Below are 16,707 nucleotides of genomic sequence, written 5' to 3'. Positions count from 1 at the left end.
AACGCGATAAGGCAGGAACCGGGCAGCGTGGGAGAACTGGATATTGAAGAGGCGCGGGCCGGGCTGGCCGGGAATTACAGGAATATCGTGTATGTGTATTAACAATATTCCTGGGGATCCCTCAGCCCTACGGGGCCGGGGTAAAACTGACAAACCGCGTCCCTTTCATCTTTAATTCGCCCTTCACGCCCTTATCCATCTGATGATAATCGCTGGCGTTGACCGTCACTTTAATGTCACTCGCACCGTTCAGCGGATGGAACCAGGCTTCGTATTTCATATCCTCAGCCACAATCTCCTCGCGCTGACGCGAACGGCGATTGGGTGACGGGAATTCGCGTTTGGTTTTCACTTCCACGCTCAGCGAGCGCACCGGCGAGGCATCGTTCACCGCCGTTTCGCGGCGCTGTTTAATAAACTGACGGGTCGCCAATACGGCAATAATGGCCAGTACGATGAAAAAGATTAGCGGTGGTTTGCTCATGATTTATCTCGTGCTTTGCGTTAAGTCGGAACAGGAAAAGACGACAAAGCATACAACCAGAGTCGGCTGATTGTCACATTTGGCGCCGGTAACTTACACTGAGTGAGTGATTTTGGGAAAATTCATCAAACTGGCGGACATTTCGTCCAGAAAAGGGAGAAAACATGCTTTGGTCTTTTCTTGCCGTACTTTTTTCCGGCTGGCTGTACGTCGATGCATCCTACCGCGGTCCGCAATGGCAGCGCTGGCTATTTAAACCCGTCACCTTACTGTTGCTCGTCGCCTGGGCATGGCAAGCGCCAACCTTCAACACCACCGATTATTTGATTCTGGCTGGCCTGGTTGCCACGCTGGTGGGTGATGCGTTGATGCTGTTGCCGCGTCAGCAAATGCTCTATGCGCTGGGCGCATTCTTCCTCTCGCATCTGCTTTACACCATCAGTTTTGCAGCGCATATGACCATGAGCTTCTTCTGGCCGATTCCTCTCACCTTCCTGATTATTGGCGTCATCGTTATCGGGATTCTGTGGACCAAACTGGAAGAGCTGCGCTGGCCAATTTGCACCTTGATCGGTATGACGCTGGTGATGAACTGGATGGCGGCGGAAAACTACTTCTTCCGTCCAACTGACTTCAGCTTCTCGCTGCTGGTCGGCGCCGCGTTGCTGCTGTTGGCCAACATCGTCTGGTTTATTTCGCATTATCGCCGCCGCTTCAGCGCCGATAGCGCCATCGTTGCCGCCTGCTACTTCGCCGGTCACTTCATGATTGCGCGTTCACTGTGGCTTTACTGAAGAAAAGCTAACCTTCCGCTTGACTCTGGAGTGGACTCCAGAGTGTAGCATTAGGGCGCGGGTATTAGCCCGCCCCTGATTCCGGAGGTTATATGCATCAACATGCTCATCCGTGCCGCTGTGGAAAATCCCACAGCCAGCCGCAGCCGCTGTGTTCCGTTCGCAGCATAAAACCCACGACCTTAAAAATCTCCGCCGCTCAGCCTGTGACTGTTGAAGGTGATTGTGGCTGTTGCGACAGCAATAGCGGATCGCCCGGCGGCGATAGCGACGCCGAAAGCGACAGGCCCGCCCTCACCTCACACCAATTCCGCTGGCAAATAGCGGGCATGGATTGCCCCAGCTGCGCACGCAAAATCGAAACTGCCGTACAACGCGTACCGCAGGTACAGCAAGCACGGGTGATCTTCGCCAGTGAGAAACTGGTGGTCGATGCTGATCAGGACATCCGCACCACCATAGAACAGGTGGTGAAAAATGCCGGCTTTACGCTGACGGCTAACGATCCCCAATCAATCTCGTCCCCCGCAAGCCGCTGGCGGGAAAATGCCGGTTTGCTGCTGCTCGGCGTGCTAATGCTCGCCAGCTGGCTGCTGAGCCAGGTTTCACCGCTGTGGGGCGATCGTCTGTTTATTGCCACTACGCTGGTTGGTTTGGCACCTATCGCTCGCAGCGCGTGGCAACTGCTGCGCAACGGTTCGCCCTTTAGCATTGAGATGTTGATGAGCATCGCCGCTGCCGGCGCGCTGGTGATTGGTGCGCATGCTGAAGCCGCCATGGTGCTGCTGCTGTTCCAGCTGGGCGAACGCCTGGAAGCCTACGCCGCTGCGCGCGCGCGTCGCGGTGTCACCGCGCTGATGGCGTTGCGTCCCGATACCGCCACGCGTATTACGGGTACGCAGCGTGAAAACGTCCGCTTAGAAGCGCTGCAGCCTGGCGATGTGATTGAAGTGGCGGCCGGTGGCCGTTTACCGGCAGATGGCGAATTACTGCATGCCAGCGCCAGCTTTGATGAAAGCGCATTGACTGGCGAATCATTGCCGGTAGCGCGTGAGCCTGGCGAACAGATCATGGCCGGCGCCACCAGCCTGGATCGTCTGGTGACGCTGAAAGTGATTTCCCAGCCCGGCCAAAGTGCTATCGACCGCATTCTGCAACTGATTGAGGAAGCCGAAACGCATCGCGCGCCGGTTGAGCGCTTTATCGATCGCTTCAGCCGCATCTATACGCCCGCCATTATGCTACTGGCACTGCTGGTGATGGTGCTGCCGCCGCTACTTGGCTTCGGTGACTGGCTGCCGTGGATTTATAAAGGGCTGACGCTGCTGCTGATTGGCTGCCCGTGTGCGCTGGTGATCTCCACGCCGGCCGCCATTACCTCGGGATTAGCCGCCGCCGCACGTCAGGGCGCGTTGATCAAAGGCGGCGCGGCGCTGGAGCGTCTCAGTCGCGTAAGCCTGATGGCGTTCGACAAAACCGGCACGCTGACGGCGGGCAAACCGCAAGTCACCCATATTCAGTCGTTTGGCGAAACAGCGGAAAATAGCCTGCTCAGCATCGCTGCTGCGGTAGAACAAGGCTCCACACATCCGCTGGCTCAGGCGATTGTCAGCGAAGCCGAGCGTCGTCAGCTCACCATTCCGCCCGCCTCACAGCAGCAAACGCTGGCGGGCAGCGGTATTCGTGCCGAAATCGATGGCGTGTCGTATCAGTTACTTACGCCCCGTGAAGCCAAATATCTCGACGAGGTACAGCAGCAGCAGGTGGCCGAACTGGAGGCGCAGGGGCAAACCGTGGTGCTGCTATTGCAGCAGCAACAGGTGCTCGGCGCATTAGCGCTGCGCGATCGGTTGCGTGAAGAGGCGATTAGCGCGCTGGCTGAGCTGCAAAAACTTGGCATAAATAGCGTGATGCTGACCGGTGACAACCCGCGCGCAGCCGCCGCGATTGCCGCCGAGTTACGCATTGATTATCGCGCGGGTTTGCTGCCTGCCGATAAAGTTGCGGCAGTGCGACAGCTGGGCGCACAGCAATCATTGGCGATGGTAGGCGACGGCATCAACGATGCGCCCGCCATGAAAGCTGCGAGCATGGGCATTGCCATGGGCAGCGGCACCGATGTCGCGCTGGAGGCCGCCGATATGGCGCTGACGCAAAATCAGCTGGCGATTTTGCCGCGCGCGGTGATGCTGGCACGGCGCACGCGCGCCATCATCCGGCAGAACGTGGCGTTGGCGCTGGGCCTGAAGGCGATTTTCCTCGTCACCACGCTGCTCGGCTTTACCGGTTTGTGGTTGGCGGTGCTAGCAGATTCCGGCGCCACCGCACTGGTTACGGCGAATGCACTGCGCTTACTGCGTCAGCGTTAAGCGCCTTTTTTGATGAGAAACTGGTACGGCAGGCTTTCGGTCTGTTGTGCCAGCAGCTGATGTTCCATAAAACGGCAGAAACCGGGAATATCGCGCGTGGTGGCGGGATCATCGGCGATGATCAGCAAGGTTTCACCGGCCTGCATGCTGCGCACGGTTTTGCGCACCATCATTACCGGTTCCGGGCAGCGCAGGCCAAGGGCATCAAGCTTATGGTCAGGCGCAGAAAAGGGATCGCTCATGATTCTCTGTCTGTTGTTGATGATGGGCGCACATTCTAGCGCGCAAATTAGCCAACGCAAGGCGATAACGATTGCGTTAAAATTAACCATTGCATAAATTGCGCAACGCGTTAAGATGCCGCCGATTTTTAAATTGCTACCATATTCCGCCCTAAATAATTCGAGCTGTAGCAAGGCGGCAAGTGCGAGCAGCCAACGCAGCTACAGCTTGAAGTATGACGGGCAATGGGTTCCCTCACCCCACTATTAAAAAGGTTAGACATGATCAACTTCTCTGCACGTCAGCGCATGCATGCGCTGTTTTGGCTATCGCTTTTCCATCTGCTGGTGATCACCTCCAGTAACTATCTGGTACAGCTGCCGGTTTCCATCTTCGGCTTCCACACCACCTGGGGCGCGTTCAGCTTTCCGTTTATTTTCCTCGCTACCGACCTTACCGTGCGCATCTTTGGCGCGCCGCTGGCTCGTCGCATTATTCTGGCGGTGATGATTCCGGCGCTGGTGATCTCCTATCTTGTGTCGTGCGTGTTTTATCAGGGCGAATGGCAAGGTTGGGCTTCACTGGAAGAGGTGAATCTGTTTGTCGCGCGCATCGCCTGCGCCAGCTTTATGGCTTATGCGCTGGGCCAGATTCTCGACGTACACGTTTTTAACCGTTTGCGCCGTTTATCACAGTGGTGGATTGCCCCGGCAGCAGCGATGTTCCTCGGTAATATTAGCGATACGCTGGCCTTCTTTTTCATCGCTTTCTACAAGAGTCCAGACCCGTTTATGGCCACGCATTGGGTCGAGATTGCCCTGGTGGATTACAGCTTCAAAGTGCTGATCTGCATGATCTTCTTCCTGCCCGCTTACGGCGTGCTGCTGAATGCCATGCTGAAGCGATTAGCCGAGCGTTCCGCGCAGCAGCAGATCAATTTCGGCTAATTGCACATATACATAACCCCATGGCCCGCTAAGATTCCCTGACACCCCGGCGGTTGGTTTTAACCGCCCATTCCGTTTTTTTAGCCGGCATACTTCAAACGGCAGATGCGTTGGCTGCGCGCGTTCACCCAATCACTTACTCATGTAAGCTCATGGGTTCACGCGCTTACCGCCTTTCTGCCGCTTGAATTATTTAGGCTATAAACCTAAACGACTGGAATCATGTAAAAGGGAAAAGAATGCGTAACGTAGTGAAATATGTGGGTATTGGCCTGCTGGTGATCGGCCTGGCGGCATGTGACCAGAAGAAAGATGATGCGGCAGCAAACAGTAACGGTGCCAGCGCCAGCCAGTCTGCTCAGACGGTTAATCTGATGGACGGCAAGCTGAGCTTCTCACTGCCGGCGGGCATGTCTGACAAGAGCGGCAAACTCGGCTCTGAATCGACCAACATGCACGTCTATGCCGACGAAACCGGGCAGCGCGCAATTATCGTGATTGCAGGCGATCCAACTAACGAAGCGCTTGATGCGCTAGCGCAGCGTCTGGAACAGCAGCAGCGCAGCCGCGATCCGCAGCTGCAGGTGGTGTCGAACAAAGCGGTTACGTTGAAAGATCAGCCGGCTCAGCAGCTGGATACGGTGATTGCTGCCAACAACCAGACTTCATGGTCTTCAGTGATTCTGGCGAAAGTGGACGGCAAACTGCTGACGCTGCAAATTACCTTGCCAGCGGATAACCAGCAGCAGGCACAGAGCGATGCTGATGGGATCGTGAAGAGCATTACTTTGAAGTAATCCTTAAAACCTGAACACATTGGTCGCCATGAATGGCGACCCTACAATGGTTCAGTGCGGTTTGGTAGGGTCGCCATTCATGGCGACCTGGTTCAGGAATTCCCCGCTTTACAACCTCACTGGCGAAATGTGCCAGATCTCATCCGCATACTCCTGAATGGTTCGGTCCGACGAGAAATACCCCATATTGGCGATATTCAGCGCCGCGCTGCGTTGCCACTTATCCGGTTGACGATAAAGCTTGTCCACCTTGTCCTGCGTGTCCACATAGCTGCGATAATCCGCGAGCAGCTGATAGTGATCGCCGAAGTTCACCAACGCATCGAACAGATTGCGGTAGCGGCCTGGCTCCTGCGGACTGAACACGCCGCTGGCGATTTGCGTCAGCGCCTGATGCAGCTCGGGATCGTCCTCGTAATACTTACGCGGGTTGTAGCCGTCGGTACGCAGCTTCTCGACCTGCGGCGTGGTGTTACCGAAGATAAAGATGTTCTCCTTGCCGACATGATCCAGCATCTCAACGTTGGCGCCATCCAGTGTGCCAATCGTTAACGCGCCGTTCAGCGCAAACTTCATGTTACTGGTGCCCGATGCTTCGGTGCCAGCAGTGGAGATCTGCTCAGAGAGATCCGCCGCAGGAATAATGATCTGCGCCAGGCTCACGCCATAGTTGGGAATGAACACCACCTTCAGCTTGTTCTTCACCTGCGGATCGTTGTTGATCACGTTGGCGACGTCGTTGATCAAGTGGATGATGTGCTTCGCCACGTAATACGCCGAAGCGGCCTTGCCGGCGAAGATATTCACGCGCGGCACCCATTCAGCGGTGGGGTCAGCCTTGATGCGGTTATAGCGCGTAATCACGTGCAGGACGTTGAGTAACTGACGTTTATATTCGTGGATACGTTTGATCTGCACATCAAACAGCGCATGCGGATCGAGCACGATATCCATGTTTTTCGCCACCCAATCCGCCAGACGTTTTTTGTTGGCGAATTTGGCATCGGCGATCTGCTCGATAAAGGCCGGATAGTCGACCTGCGACGTCAGTTCGTTGAGCTGGCCGAGATCGGTACGCCAGTTGCGACCAATCGCCTCATCCAGCACCTCAGACAGCGCCGGATTGGCCAGCGCCAGCCAGCGACGTGGCGTCACGCCGTTGGTTTTATTGCAGAAACGGCCAGGGAACAGCCGCGCGAAGTCAGCGAACAGCGATTGCACCATCAAGTTGGAGTGCAGCTCCGACACGCCGTTGACCTTGTGGCTCACCACCACCGCCAGCCACGCCATGCGAATGCGGCGGCCGTCGTTTTCGTCGATGATCGAGATGCGCGACATCAAATCCCAATCATCCGGATAGTATTCCTGGATGGTTTTCAGGAAGTAGTCATTGATTTCAAAGATAATGCTGAGATGACGCGGCAGGATCTTGCCGATCATATCCACCGGCCAGGTTTCCAGCGCTTCGGTCATCAGCGTGTGGTTGGTGTAGGAGAACACCTGGCAAGTCACTTCAAACGCATCGTCCCAGCTGAACTTCTGTTCATCGATTAACAGACGCATCAGTTCAGGGATCGCCAGCACTGGATGGGTATCGTTGAGGTGGATGGCGATTTTGTCCGGCAGATTGTCCCAGGTTTCATGCATCTGCCAGTGACGATTGAGAATATCCTGCACCGTCGAGGAGACGAGGAAATACTCCTGACGCAGGCGCAACTCGCGGCCGGAATAGGTTGAGTCATCGGGATAGAGCACGCGCGAGACGTTTTCCGAGTGGTTTTTATCTTCCACTGCGGCAAAGTAATCGCCCTGATTGAACTTACCGAGATTGATTTCGTTACTGGCCTGCGCGCCCCACAGGCGCAGCGTGTTGGTGGCATCAGTATCAAATCCGGGGATGATCTGATCGTAAGCCATCGCCACAATCTCTTCGGTTTCCACCCAGCGCACCCGCGCACCTTCATGTTGTAAACGGCCGCCAAAACGTACTTTGTAGCGCGTGTTAAAGCGCTGGAATTCCCATGGATTGCCGTATTCCAACCAATAATCCGGCGATTCGCGCTGCTGGCCGTCGACAATATTCTGCTTAAACATACCGTAATCGTAACGAATGCCGTAGCCGCGCCCCGGTAAACCTAGCGTGGCGAGCGAATCGAGGAAGCAGGCCGCTAAACGTCCCAAGCCGCCGTTGCCGAGGCCAGGATCGTTCTCCTCTTCCATCAGCTCGCTGAGGTCGAGTCCCATCTCGTCCAGCGCCTGATTGAGATCGTCATAAATGCCCATCGCCAGCAACGCGTTGCCGAGCGTGCGCCCCATCAGGAACTCCATCGACAGGTAATAAACCTGCCGCACATCCTGCGAGAGCTGCGCGCGGCTGGAGCGCAGCCAGCGTTCCACCATGCGATCACGCACCGCCAGCAGCGCGGCATTCAGCCACTCATGCTTATTCGCGATCGATGGATCTTTACCAATAGTAAACATCAGCTTATAGGCGATTGAGTGCTTCAGCGCGTCAACCGTCAGCGTGGGTGAGGCATAGGTGAAAGGTGCATTCATATCAAGTATCCCAATCTCTCATTACAGCAAACGTTGATAAAGATCGCGGTAGGCTTGTGCTGCCACCTGCCAACTAAAATCCATCCCCATTGCCTGCCGCTGAACGTAACGCCAGAGTGCAGGTCGAGACCACAGAACAAATGCGCGCCGAATCGCCCGCAGCAGCGACCAGGCATTACTGTCTTCAAAGGTAAAGCCGCTGGCGACGCCGTCTGCCAGGTTTTCCAGTGAACTGTCTTGCACCGTATCCGCCAGCCCGCCGGTACGACGCACCAGCGGCAGCGTGCCGTATTTCAAGCCGTACAGCTGAGTTAAGCCGCACGGCTCAAAGCGGCTCGGCACCATGATCACATCCGCGCCGCCAACAATGCGGTGCGAGAAGGCTTCGTGATAACCAATCTGCACGCCCACGCGACCCGGATGTTCCGCCGCTGCGGCGAGGAAACCTTGCTGCAGCTCGGCATCGCCCTGGCCAAGCAGCACCAGCTGCCCGCCCTGTGCCAGCAAGCCCGGCAGCGCTTCCAGCACCAGATCCAGCCCTTTTTGTTTGGTCAGACGACTGATCACGCAGAACACCGGCGCTTTATCATCGACCTTCAAGCCCATGGCAATCTGCAGCTGGCGTTTGTTTTCAGCTTTACTCTCCAGCGTTTCGCTGTCGTAGCGCGCGGTGAGCAGTAAATCATGCGCCGGGTCCCAAATCCCCGGATCGACACCGTTCAGAATCCCGCTAAGCCGCCCTTCGCGCAGCCGCTGTTCCAGCAGCGACTCCATGCCGTAACCAAACTCCGGTCGGGTAATTTCCAGCGCATAAGTGGGGCTGACCGCCGTAATATGATCGGCATAGAACAGTCCCGCCTTGAGGTAGGAAATTTGCCCAAAGAACTCCAGCCCATGCATGTCGAAGAAGGCGCGCGGAATCTGTATTTCATCCAGATGGCGCGCGGAAAACAGCCCTTGATAGGCCAGGTTATGCACGGTAAACACCGTTTTCGCCGGGCCACCGCGCGCCGCGATATAGGCGCAGGTTAAGCCCGCATGCCAGTCATGCGCGTGCACGATATCGGGCTGCCAGTTCATATCCAGCCCGCTGGCAATCTCCGCACCCATCCAGCCGAGCAGCGCGAAACGCAGGTAATTATCCACATAAGCGAATTGCGATGTGTCGTGATAAGGACTGCCGGGACGTTCATACAGTCCCGGCGCATCAATTAAATAAATACCAACGCCGTTAAATTGTCCAAAAAGTAAACGAACCGGCCCGGCAAAAGTTTGTAGCTCCGCCACAATTTCAGTATCAGGAATCCCTTTACGCAGATCCGGATAAGCGGGAATCAGCACCCGCGCATCCGCTCCTTCGGCGATTTGCGCCTGTGGTAATGCACCGACCACATCAGCCAATCCGCCCGTTTTCAACAGCGGGAAAAGCTCTGAACAGACATGTAAAACCAGCATCCTGAACCCCTATTGTTATCGCATGCGTTCCACGCGGCAATTATCTCTATGCTCTTTCGTCACTTACTGACCGCTCCGGCCAATTTGGCCAGCATGGCGCGCGTCACCAGTACGATGCCCTCTTCTGAACGGTAAAAACGTCGGCTGTCTTCATCGGGGTTTTCGCCAATGACCATGCCTTCTGGCAATTCGCAGGCGCGATCGATCACGCAGCGACGCAGGCGACACGATCGGCCAACCACCACATCGGGCAGCAGTACAGCTGAATCAATATTGCAAAACGAGTTAATGCGGATACGTGGGAATAGCACGGAGTTCACCACCACCGAGCCGGAGATGATGCAGCCGCCAGAGACCAGCGAGTTCATCGTCATACCGTGGCTACCGGAACGATCCTGCACAAATTTCGCCGGTGGCAGCGGCTCCATATGGGTGCGAATCGGCCAGCTGTGGTCGTACATATCCAGTTCTGGCGTAACGGAAGCCAGGTCGAGGTTAGCGCGCCAGTAAGCTTCCAGCGTTCCGACATCACGCCAGTACGGCTCGGCGTTTTCATCAACCTGCACGCAAGAGAGCGTGAATGAGTGCGCATACGCCTCGCCGCTGGCCACGATTTTTGGCAGCAGATCTTTGCCGAAATCGTGGCTGGAATCGGCCACCTGCAGGTCTTCTTCCAGCAGCTGATACAGATAATCGGCGTTGAACACGTAAATGCCCATGCTGGCCAGCGCTCGGCTGTCGTCACCCGGCATTGACGGCGGCTGCGGCGGTTTTTCCACAAAATCGATCACGTTGTTCTCGGCATCGACCGCCATCACGCCAAACGCCGTGGCTTCGGCCAGCGGCACCGGCAAACAGGCGATGGTGCATTTGGCACCGCGATCGACGTGGTCGAGCAGCATGCGCGAGTAGTCCATCTTGTAGATGTGATCCCCGGCGAGAATCACGATGTACTGCGCGTTGTAACGGCGAATAATGTCGAGGTTTTGCGTCACCGCATCGGCGGTACCGCGATACCAATGTTCGGTGGCGGCACGCTGCTGCGCGGGCAACAGATCGACAAATTCGTTCATCTCTTCGTTAAACAGCGACCAGCCGCGCTGGATGTGCTGCACCAGCGTATGTGACTGATATTGAGTGATCACGCCGATGCGCCGGATGCCCGAGTTGATGCAGTTGGACAGCGCAAAGTCGATGATGCGGAACTTGCCGCCGAAGTGCACGGCAGGTTTAGCGCGTTTCGCGGTGAGATCTTTCAGGCGCGTACCGCGCCCGCCAGCAAGGATCAAGGCAACCGTTTGTGTAGGGAGCTGGCGCGCCAGCATCAGATGATCTGTTCTATCTAATTTCACCATGTCTGACTCCTTATGATTGCTTTAGGAACACGCACACACCGTGTGCGGGACCGTGCCAGACAGTTGTCAGGATGGGGTTATCTTCCCCGGCGAAAGGAGGAATGGCACGCCACTCTCCGTCTGGTAAGGCGATATCACTCACCGATTCCGTGGCGTTTATTGTTATTAACCAGCGGCCGGAGAGCAGGATCTGCATTCTGTGCGTCCCCTGTTCCCACTGCTCTTTTTCCAGTGGTTTGCCGCTGGCATTACACCACTGCACGTTGCCATCGCCCTCCTGCCACCAGCGATCCGCCGTCAGCGCAGGGATGCGCTGGCGCAGGCGGATTAACGCAGCAGTGAAGTCGACCAGTCCAAAATCATCGTGTTGCCAGTTGAGCCAGGTGAGCGGATTGTCCTGGCAATAGGCGTTGTTGTTACCGTGCTGGCTGTGACCGCGTTCGTCGCCCGCCAGCAGCATCGGCGTGCCCTGCGCCAGCAGCAGCGTGGTGAGCAAGCCGTGCACGCTGCGCCGCCGCCGTTCGACAATATCGAAGTTGACCTGCAGTCCCTCTTTGCCATGGTTATGGCTGAAGTTGCTGCTGCTGCCATCGCGATTATCTTCGCCGTTGGCCTGATTGTGTTTGTTGTTGAAGCTCACCACATCGCGCAGCGTGAAGCCGTCGTGCGCGGTGATCAAATTGATGCTGGCATGCGGCAGACGCGCCTCACGCTGAAATACGTCGCTGGATGCGGCAAAACGGCGGGCAAAATCGCCGTTATTCAGCTGACCATGCAGCCAGTAACGGCGCGCCGCATCGCGAAAATGGTCGTTCCACTCGGCAAAGTCCGGCGGGAAATTGCCTACCTGATAACCGCCGGGACCGATATCCCACGGCTCAGCAATTAGCTTCACCTGCGAGAGCAGCGGACATGCTTTGATGGCGGCAAACAGCGGCGCATCCTGCTGAAACGCCGGCGTGCGGCCCAGCACGCTGGCAAGGTCAAAGCGGAAGCCATCAATGTGGCATGTGCGCACCCAGTAGCGCAGCGCTTCCAGCACCCACTCCATCACCTGGGGATGACTAAGGTTCAGGGTGTTGCCGCAGCCGGTCCAGTTTTGATAATTGCCATTGCTATCAAGCCAGTAATAGCTGGCGTTATCCACGCCGCGCTGGGAAATCGTCGGCCCGATCTCTTCCAGTTCAGCGGTATGGTTAAACACCACATCCAGAATCACTTCAATGCCCGCCGCATGCAGCGCTTTCACTGCCTGCTGAAACTCCTGCAGCGGTGATAAACCGTTCTCACCGGATGCGTAACGTGCATCCACCGCCCACAGAGCAAACGGGTTATAGCCCCAGTAATTGCTCAACCCTAAGCGGCGCAGGCGCGGCTCGCTGGTGAATTGGGCAATCGGCAACAACTCCAGCGCGGTGATTCCCAGATGACGCAGGTACTTCACCATAGCAGGATGCCCTAGCGCCGCATAAGTCCCGCGCAGCCTTTCCGGAATTTCCGGATGCTGCTGCGTTAAGCCACGCACGTGCGCTTCATAAATCACCGTGTTGCCCCACGGCGTGCGCAACGGTTGATCCGCTTCCCAGTCAAAATCTTCAGCGATCACTAAGGATTTCGCGGCGACAGCGGCGTTATCCTGGTTATCAGGCTCACGTTCGCCGCCGTGAAAACGCGCATCGTCCAATACATCGCCCGCCACCGCTTTGGCGCAGGGATCGACCAGCAGCTTGGCAGGATTGAAGCGATGCCCTAGCTGTGGTGCCCAGGGACCGTGTACGCGATAGCCATAGCGCTGGCCTGGCTTTAGCGCAGGAAAATAGCCGTGCCAGATATCACCGCTACGCGCGGGCAACGGAAAGCGACGCTCAGCACCGTGCGCGTCAAACAGGCACAGCTCGACCTGCTCGGCGTGCTGGGAAAACAGCGTGAAATTAACGCCCTGCCCATCGTAATGTGCACCTAACGGTTTCGGCTGCCCCCGCTCCAGCATCAGTCGCTCTCCCGCACCAGCCAAAGCGTTGCCAGCGGTGGCAAGGTCAAACTCAGCGATTGCGGCCGACCGTGGCTTTCAATCTCATCGGTGTGCACCACGCCGTGATTGCGCGTGTCGCTGCCGTGGTAGTCGTGCTGGTCGGTGTTCATTATTTCGCGCCAGCCGCCGCGCTGATTAACGCCAAAGCGATAGCTGTTTCGCGCCACCGGCGTGAAGTTACTCACTACAATGATTTCGTTGCCCTCGCGATCGCGGCGCGCAAAGACAAACACCGAATTCTCGTGATCGTCGACCACCAGCCACTCAAAACCTTGCCCATCGAAATCGAGCTGATGCAGCGGCGTGAAGTGGCGATAGGTGTGGTTGAGATCGCGCACCAGACGCTGCACGCCGTTGTGCCAGTTATCCTCGCCTTCCAGCAGATGCCAGTCGAGGCTGCTGTCGTGGTTCCACTCGCGCCCCTGAGCAAATTCGTTGCCCATAAATTGCAACTTCTTACCCGGGAAGCCCCACATCCAGCCGTAGTAGGCGCGCAGGTTGGCAAATTTCTGCCAGGCATCGCCCGGCATGCGATCGAGGATTGAACGCTTGCCGTGCACCACTTCGTCGTGCGACAGCGGCAGCACAAAGTTTTCGGTGTAGTTGTAGAGCATACCGAAGGTCATCAGCTGGTGATGGTAGCGACGATGCACTGGATCGAGCTTCATGTAATCCAGCGTGTCGTGCATCCAGCCGAGGTTCCATTTGAACCAGAAACCGAGGCCACCATCTTCCGATGGCCGTGTGACGCCGGGATAGTCGGTAGATTCCTCCGCCACCGTCACGCTGCCCGGTGCGGCGTGGCCCAATATGCGGTTGGTGTGCCGCAGGAACGAAATCGCTTCGAGGTTTTCACGGCCGCCAAACTGGTTGGGGACCCATTCACCTTCGGCGCGGCTGTAGTCGCGGTAGATCATAGAAGCCACCGCATCGACGCGCAGCCCATCAATGCCAAAGCGTTCCATCCAGTACAAAGCATTACCGGAGAGATAATTGCTCACCTCGCGACGCCCGAAGTTGTAGATCAGCGTGTTCCAGTCCTGATGAAAACCTTCGCGCGGATCGCTGTGTTCGTAGAGTTCGGTGCCGTCAAATTTCGCCAGACCAAAGTCATCGCTTGGGAAGTGGCCCGGCACCCAATCGAGCAGCACGTTGATGCCGGCATCATGCGCGGCCGCGACAAAGTGGCGAAACTCATCGCGCGTACCGAAACGGCGTGTAGGCGCATACATGCCAAGCGGTTGATAGCCCCAGCTGCCATCGAACGGATGCTCGTTAATCGGCATCAATTCGATGTGAGTAAAACCCATCTCTTTGACATAGGGAATCAGCTGTTCCGCCAGCTCTTTGTAACTTAACCAGAAGTTGTCATCGGTATGACGTCGCCACGAGCCGAGGTGCACTTCGTAAATCGAAATCGGCTGGTCGAACCCATTTGCGGCTTTGCGCTGCGGCTGCATCTCGGTTTTCGGCGGCAGGCCGCAGATCATCGAAGCGGTTTGCGGGCGCATCTGTGCTTCAAAAGCGAAGGGATCGGCTTTGATGCGCATCTGGCCGGAATTATCCACGATTTCAAATTTATACAGTTGGCCATTCACCGCGCCCGGCACGAACAGTTCCCAGACGCCCAGTTCACGGCGGAAGCGCATCGGATGGCGTCGACCATCCCAGAAGTTGAATTCGCCCACCACCGACACACGACGCGCGTTCGGTGCCCAGACGGCGAAGCGCGTACCGTGCACGCCATCAATGGTGGTGCCGTGCGCGCCAAGGGTTTCGTACGGACGCAGGTGCGTACCTTCGCCCAGCAGCCACGCATCCATTTCGGCCAGCAGCGGGCCAAAGCGATAGGCATCATCAATCAGGTTTTGCTGGCCGTGCCAGTTCACCGCCAGCTGATAGCCAAACAGATTTTTACGGCGCGGAATCACGCCACAAAAGAAGCCGCGTGAGTCAAGGCAGGTCAGCTGGGCGCATTTGCGTCCAGTATTGGTTTCAATCACCCACACATCGGAGGCATCGGGCAGCAGCGCGCGAACTTCAAGGCCTGCGGCAGTTTGGTGCATCCCCAGTAAGGAAAAGGGATCGGCATAATTCCCGGCAAAAAGGGCATTGATCGCCTGGCGATCGGGAAGCTCTGACATGACTTTCTTCCTATGATTTTGCGCAGGCGACCAGAGTCGGCAGGATTATCGCCTCGGGTGCGCTGCTTTTCATTGAGCCATAGGTACACCGCGAGGACACAACCGTCCGTGGGAAAGATCATCGCCGTGTACAACAAACCATTCAGTTCGAAAAAACGAAAACAGTTAACAACCGGCACATCTCTGTTAAATCATAGCTTGGGGATGGCAGAAGCCATGGAGGATTGCGAAAAATTGTTGTCGGGCGAGCAAAAAAGGGAAGCGGATCACTTGTCAGGCGCAATTTGTACGATTTTTTGCAGCCTGGATGACACAAAAAAGGCCGGGAAACCCCGGCCTGTCTGGTTTACCGCTGCGCTTAGTCGATCAGCAAACGCAGCATGCGACGCAGCGGTTCAGCGGCGCCCCACAATAACTGATCGCCCACGGTGAAGGCAGAAAGGTATTCCGGCCCCATGTTCAGTTTGCGCAGGCGACCCACTGGCGTAGTCAGCGTGCCAGTGACGGCGGCTGGCGTCAGTTCACGCATGGTGATTTCACGGTCGTTTGGCACCACTTTCACCCACTCGTTGTGGGAAGCCAGCAGCTGTTCGATTTCGCTCAGCGGCAGGTCTTTTTTCAGCTTGAGGGTGAAGGCCTGGCTGTGGCAGCGCAGGGCGCCAACACGCACACACAAGCCATCAACCGGAATCACATTGCTGGTACGCAGAATCTTGTTGGTTTCCGCCTGGCCTTTCCACTCTTCGCGGCTCTGCCCGTTATCCAGCTGTTTGTCGATCCACGGAATCAGGCTGCCCGCCAGCGGTACGCCGAAATTATCGGTTGGCAAGGTGCCTGAACGGGTGAAATCAGTAACACTGCGCTCGATATCCAGAATCGCCGAAGCGGGGTTCTGCAGCGAGGTGGCAACATGGTCGTGCAGCATGCCCATCTGCGTCAGCAGTTCACGCATGTGGCGTGCGCCGCCGCCGGATGCCGCCTGGTAAGTGGCTACCGAAGCCCACTCAACCAGATCGTTGGCAAACAGGCCGCCCAGCGACATCAGCATCAGGCTGACGGTGCAGTTACCGCCGACGAAGGTTTTGATGCCGTTGTCGAGGCCCTGACGAATCACGTTATGGTTGACCGGATCGAGAATGATGATGGCGTCATCTTTCATACGCAGCGTGGAAGCCGCATCAATCCAGTAACCCTGCCAGCCGCTTTCGCGCAGCTTCGGATAGACTTCACTGGTGTAATCACCGCCCTGGCAGGTGATAATAATATCCAGCGCCTTCAGCGCCTCGATATCAAAAGCATCCTGCAGCGCACCGGTCGACTTACCGCCGAACGTCGGCGCCGCCTGACCAAGCTGTGACGTGGAGAAAAAGACCGGATTGATGACATCAAAATCGCGTTCTTCGCTCATACGTGACATCAGCACTGAGCCGACCATGCCACGCCAACCAATAAAACCTACATTCTTCATTTTCTGTCCGTCTCGGGTGTTCTCGAAGGAAGCCCTAAGTGGTGCGAGGAAAAGACGGGCCGGATAATCCTGCCCGTCTGCGTA

Annotated in this window: 12 protein-coding genes; 4 read left to right on the top strand and 8 right to left on the bottom strand. The window is 56.7% G+C overall.

All coding sequences use genetic code 11. The features are described 5' to 3' along the window. Positions 1-127: 127 nt before the first annotated feature. The gene (locus tag AC790_RS15470) at positions 128-484 is read right to left on the bottom strand and encodes a DUF2500 domain-containing protein (RefSeq protein ID WP_007891289.1); all 357 of its coding nucleotides are present in this window, start codon (positions 482-484) and stop codon (positions 128-130) included. 164 nt (positions 485-648) lie between these two features. Between AC790_RS15470 and AC790_RS15465 the strand changes: the two genes are divergently transcribed. Then, complete coding sequence (locus AC790_RS15465; RefSeq protein WP_007891292.1) at positions 649-1,278, top strand: lysoplasmalogenase; 630 nt, start codon at positions 649-651, stop codon at positions 1,276-1,278. Positions 1,279-1,370: 92 nt separating this feature from the next. Then, positions 1,371-3,647 carry a zinc/cadmium/mercury/lead-transporting ATPase gene (locus tag AC790_RS15460; protein WP_049852348.1) on the top strand — a complete coding sequence of 759 codons (2,277 nt, stop codon included), beginning with the start codon at positions 1,371-1,373 and terminating at the stop codon, positions 3,645-3,647. Here AC790_RS15460 and tusA read toward each other — a convergent pair. Further along, complete coding sequence (gene tusA / locus AC790_RS15455) at positions 3,644-3,889, bottom strand: sulfurtransferase TusA (RefSeq protein ID WP_049852347.1); 246 nt, start codon at positions 3,887-3,889, stop codon at positions 3,644-3,646. The genes AC790_RS15460 and tusA overlap by 4 nt on opposite strands. A 261-nt stretch (positions 3,890-4,150) precedes the next feature. Here tusA and AC790_RS15450 point away from each other — a divergent pair, with 261 nt between their 5' ends. After that, positions 4,151-4,816, top strand: a complete 666-nt coding sequence (locus AC790_RS15450; RefSeq protein ID WP_049852346.1) for a 7-cyano-7-deazaguanine/7-aminomethyl-7-deazaguanine transporter — start codon at positions 4,151-4,153, stop codon at positions 4,814-4,816. Positions 4,817-5,055: 239 nt separating this feature from the next. Further along, on the top strand, positions 5,056-5,613 hold the full coding sequence (locus AC790_RS15445) for a DcrB family lipoprotein (protein WP_007891305.1): 558 nt from the start codon (positions 5,056-5,058) through the stop codon (positions 5,611-5,613). Between the two features lie 108 nt (positions 5,614-5,721). On the opposite strand, the gene glgP is transcribed toward AC790_RS15445, so the two are convergent. The 6 genes from glgP to asd all read right to left on the bottom strand — a co-directional run bounded on the left by glgP (position 5,722) and on the right by asd (position 16,623). Beyond that, complete coding sequence (gene glgP / locus AC790_RS15440; protein WP_007891307.1) at positions 5,722-8,169, bottom strand: glycogen phosphorylase; 2,448 nt, start codon at positions 8,167-8,169, stop codon at positions 5,722-5,724. A 21-nt stretch (positions 8,170-8,190) separates the two neighbouring features. Then, positions 8,191-9,624 carry a glycogen synthase GlgA gene (gene glgA, locus AC790_RS15435; RefSeq protein WP_007891308.1) on the bottom strand — a complete coding sequence of 478 codons (1,434 nt, stop codon included), beginning with the start codon at positions 9,622-9,624 and terminating at the stop codon, positions 8,191-8,193. 59 nt (positions 9,625-9,683) lie between these two features. Continuing rightward, positions 9,684-10,979, bottom strand: coding sequence for a glucose-1-phosphate adenylyltransferase (gene glgC / locus AC790_RS15430; RefSeq protein WP_049852345.1), 1,296 nt, complete (start codon positions 10,977-10,979; stop codon positions 9,684-9,686). Positions 10,980-10,989: 10 nt separating this feature from the next. Continuing rightward, a complete protein-coding gene (glgX, locus tag AC790_RS15425; RefSeq protein WP_049852344.1) occupies positions 10,990-12,969 on the bottom strand; it encodes a glycogen debranching protein GlgX in 1,980 nt (659 codons plus the stop codon). Further along, positions 12,969-15,155 (bottom strand): 1,4-alpha-glucan branching enzyme, encoded by a 2,187-nt coding sequence (gene glgB, locus AC790_RS15420; protein WP_049852343.1) that lies wholly within the window; start codon positions 15,153-15,155, stop codon positions 12,969-12,971. The genes glgX and glgB overlap by 1 nt, the downstream gene beginning before the upstream one ends. Positions 15,156-15,513: 358 nt before the next feature. Continuing rightward, entirely contained in the window at positions 15,514-16,623 is a 1,110-nt protein-coding gene (gene asd, locus AC790_RS15415; protein WP_049852342.1) for an aspartate-semialdehyde dehydrogenase, read from the bottom strand. Positions 16,624-16,707: the final 84 nt, after the last annotated feature.

The organism is Pantoea sp. RIT-PI-b (assembly GCF_001187905.1).
In the GTDB taxonomy this organism is placed as follows: Bacteria; Pseudomonadota; Gammaproteobacteria; order Enterobacterales; family Enterobacteriaceae; genus Pantoea; species Pantoea nemavictus.
This window is presented reverse-complemented; position numbering and strand designations above follow the sequence as displayed.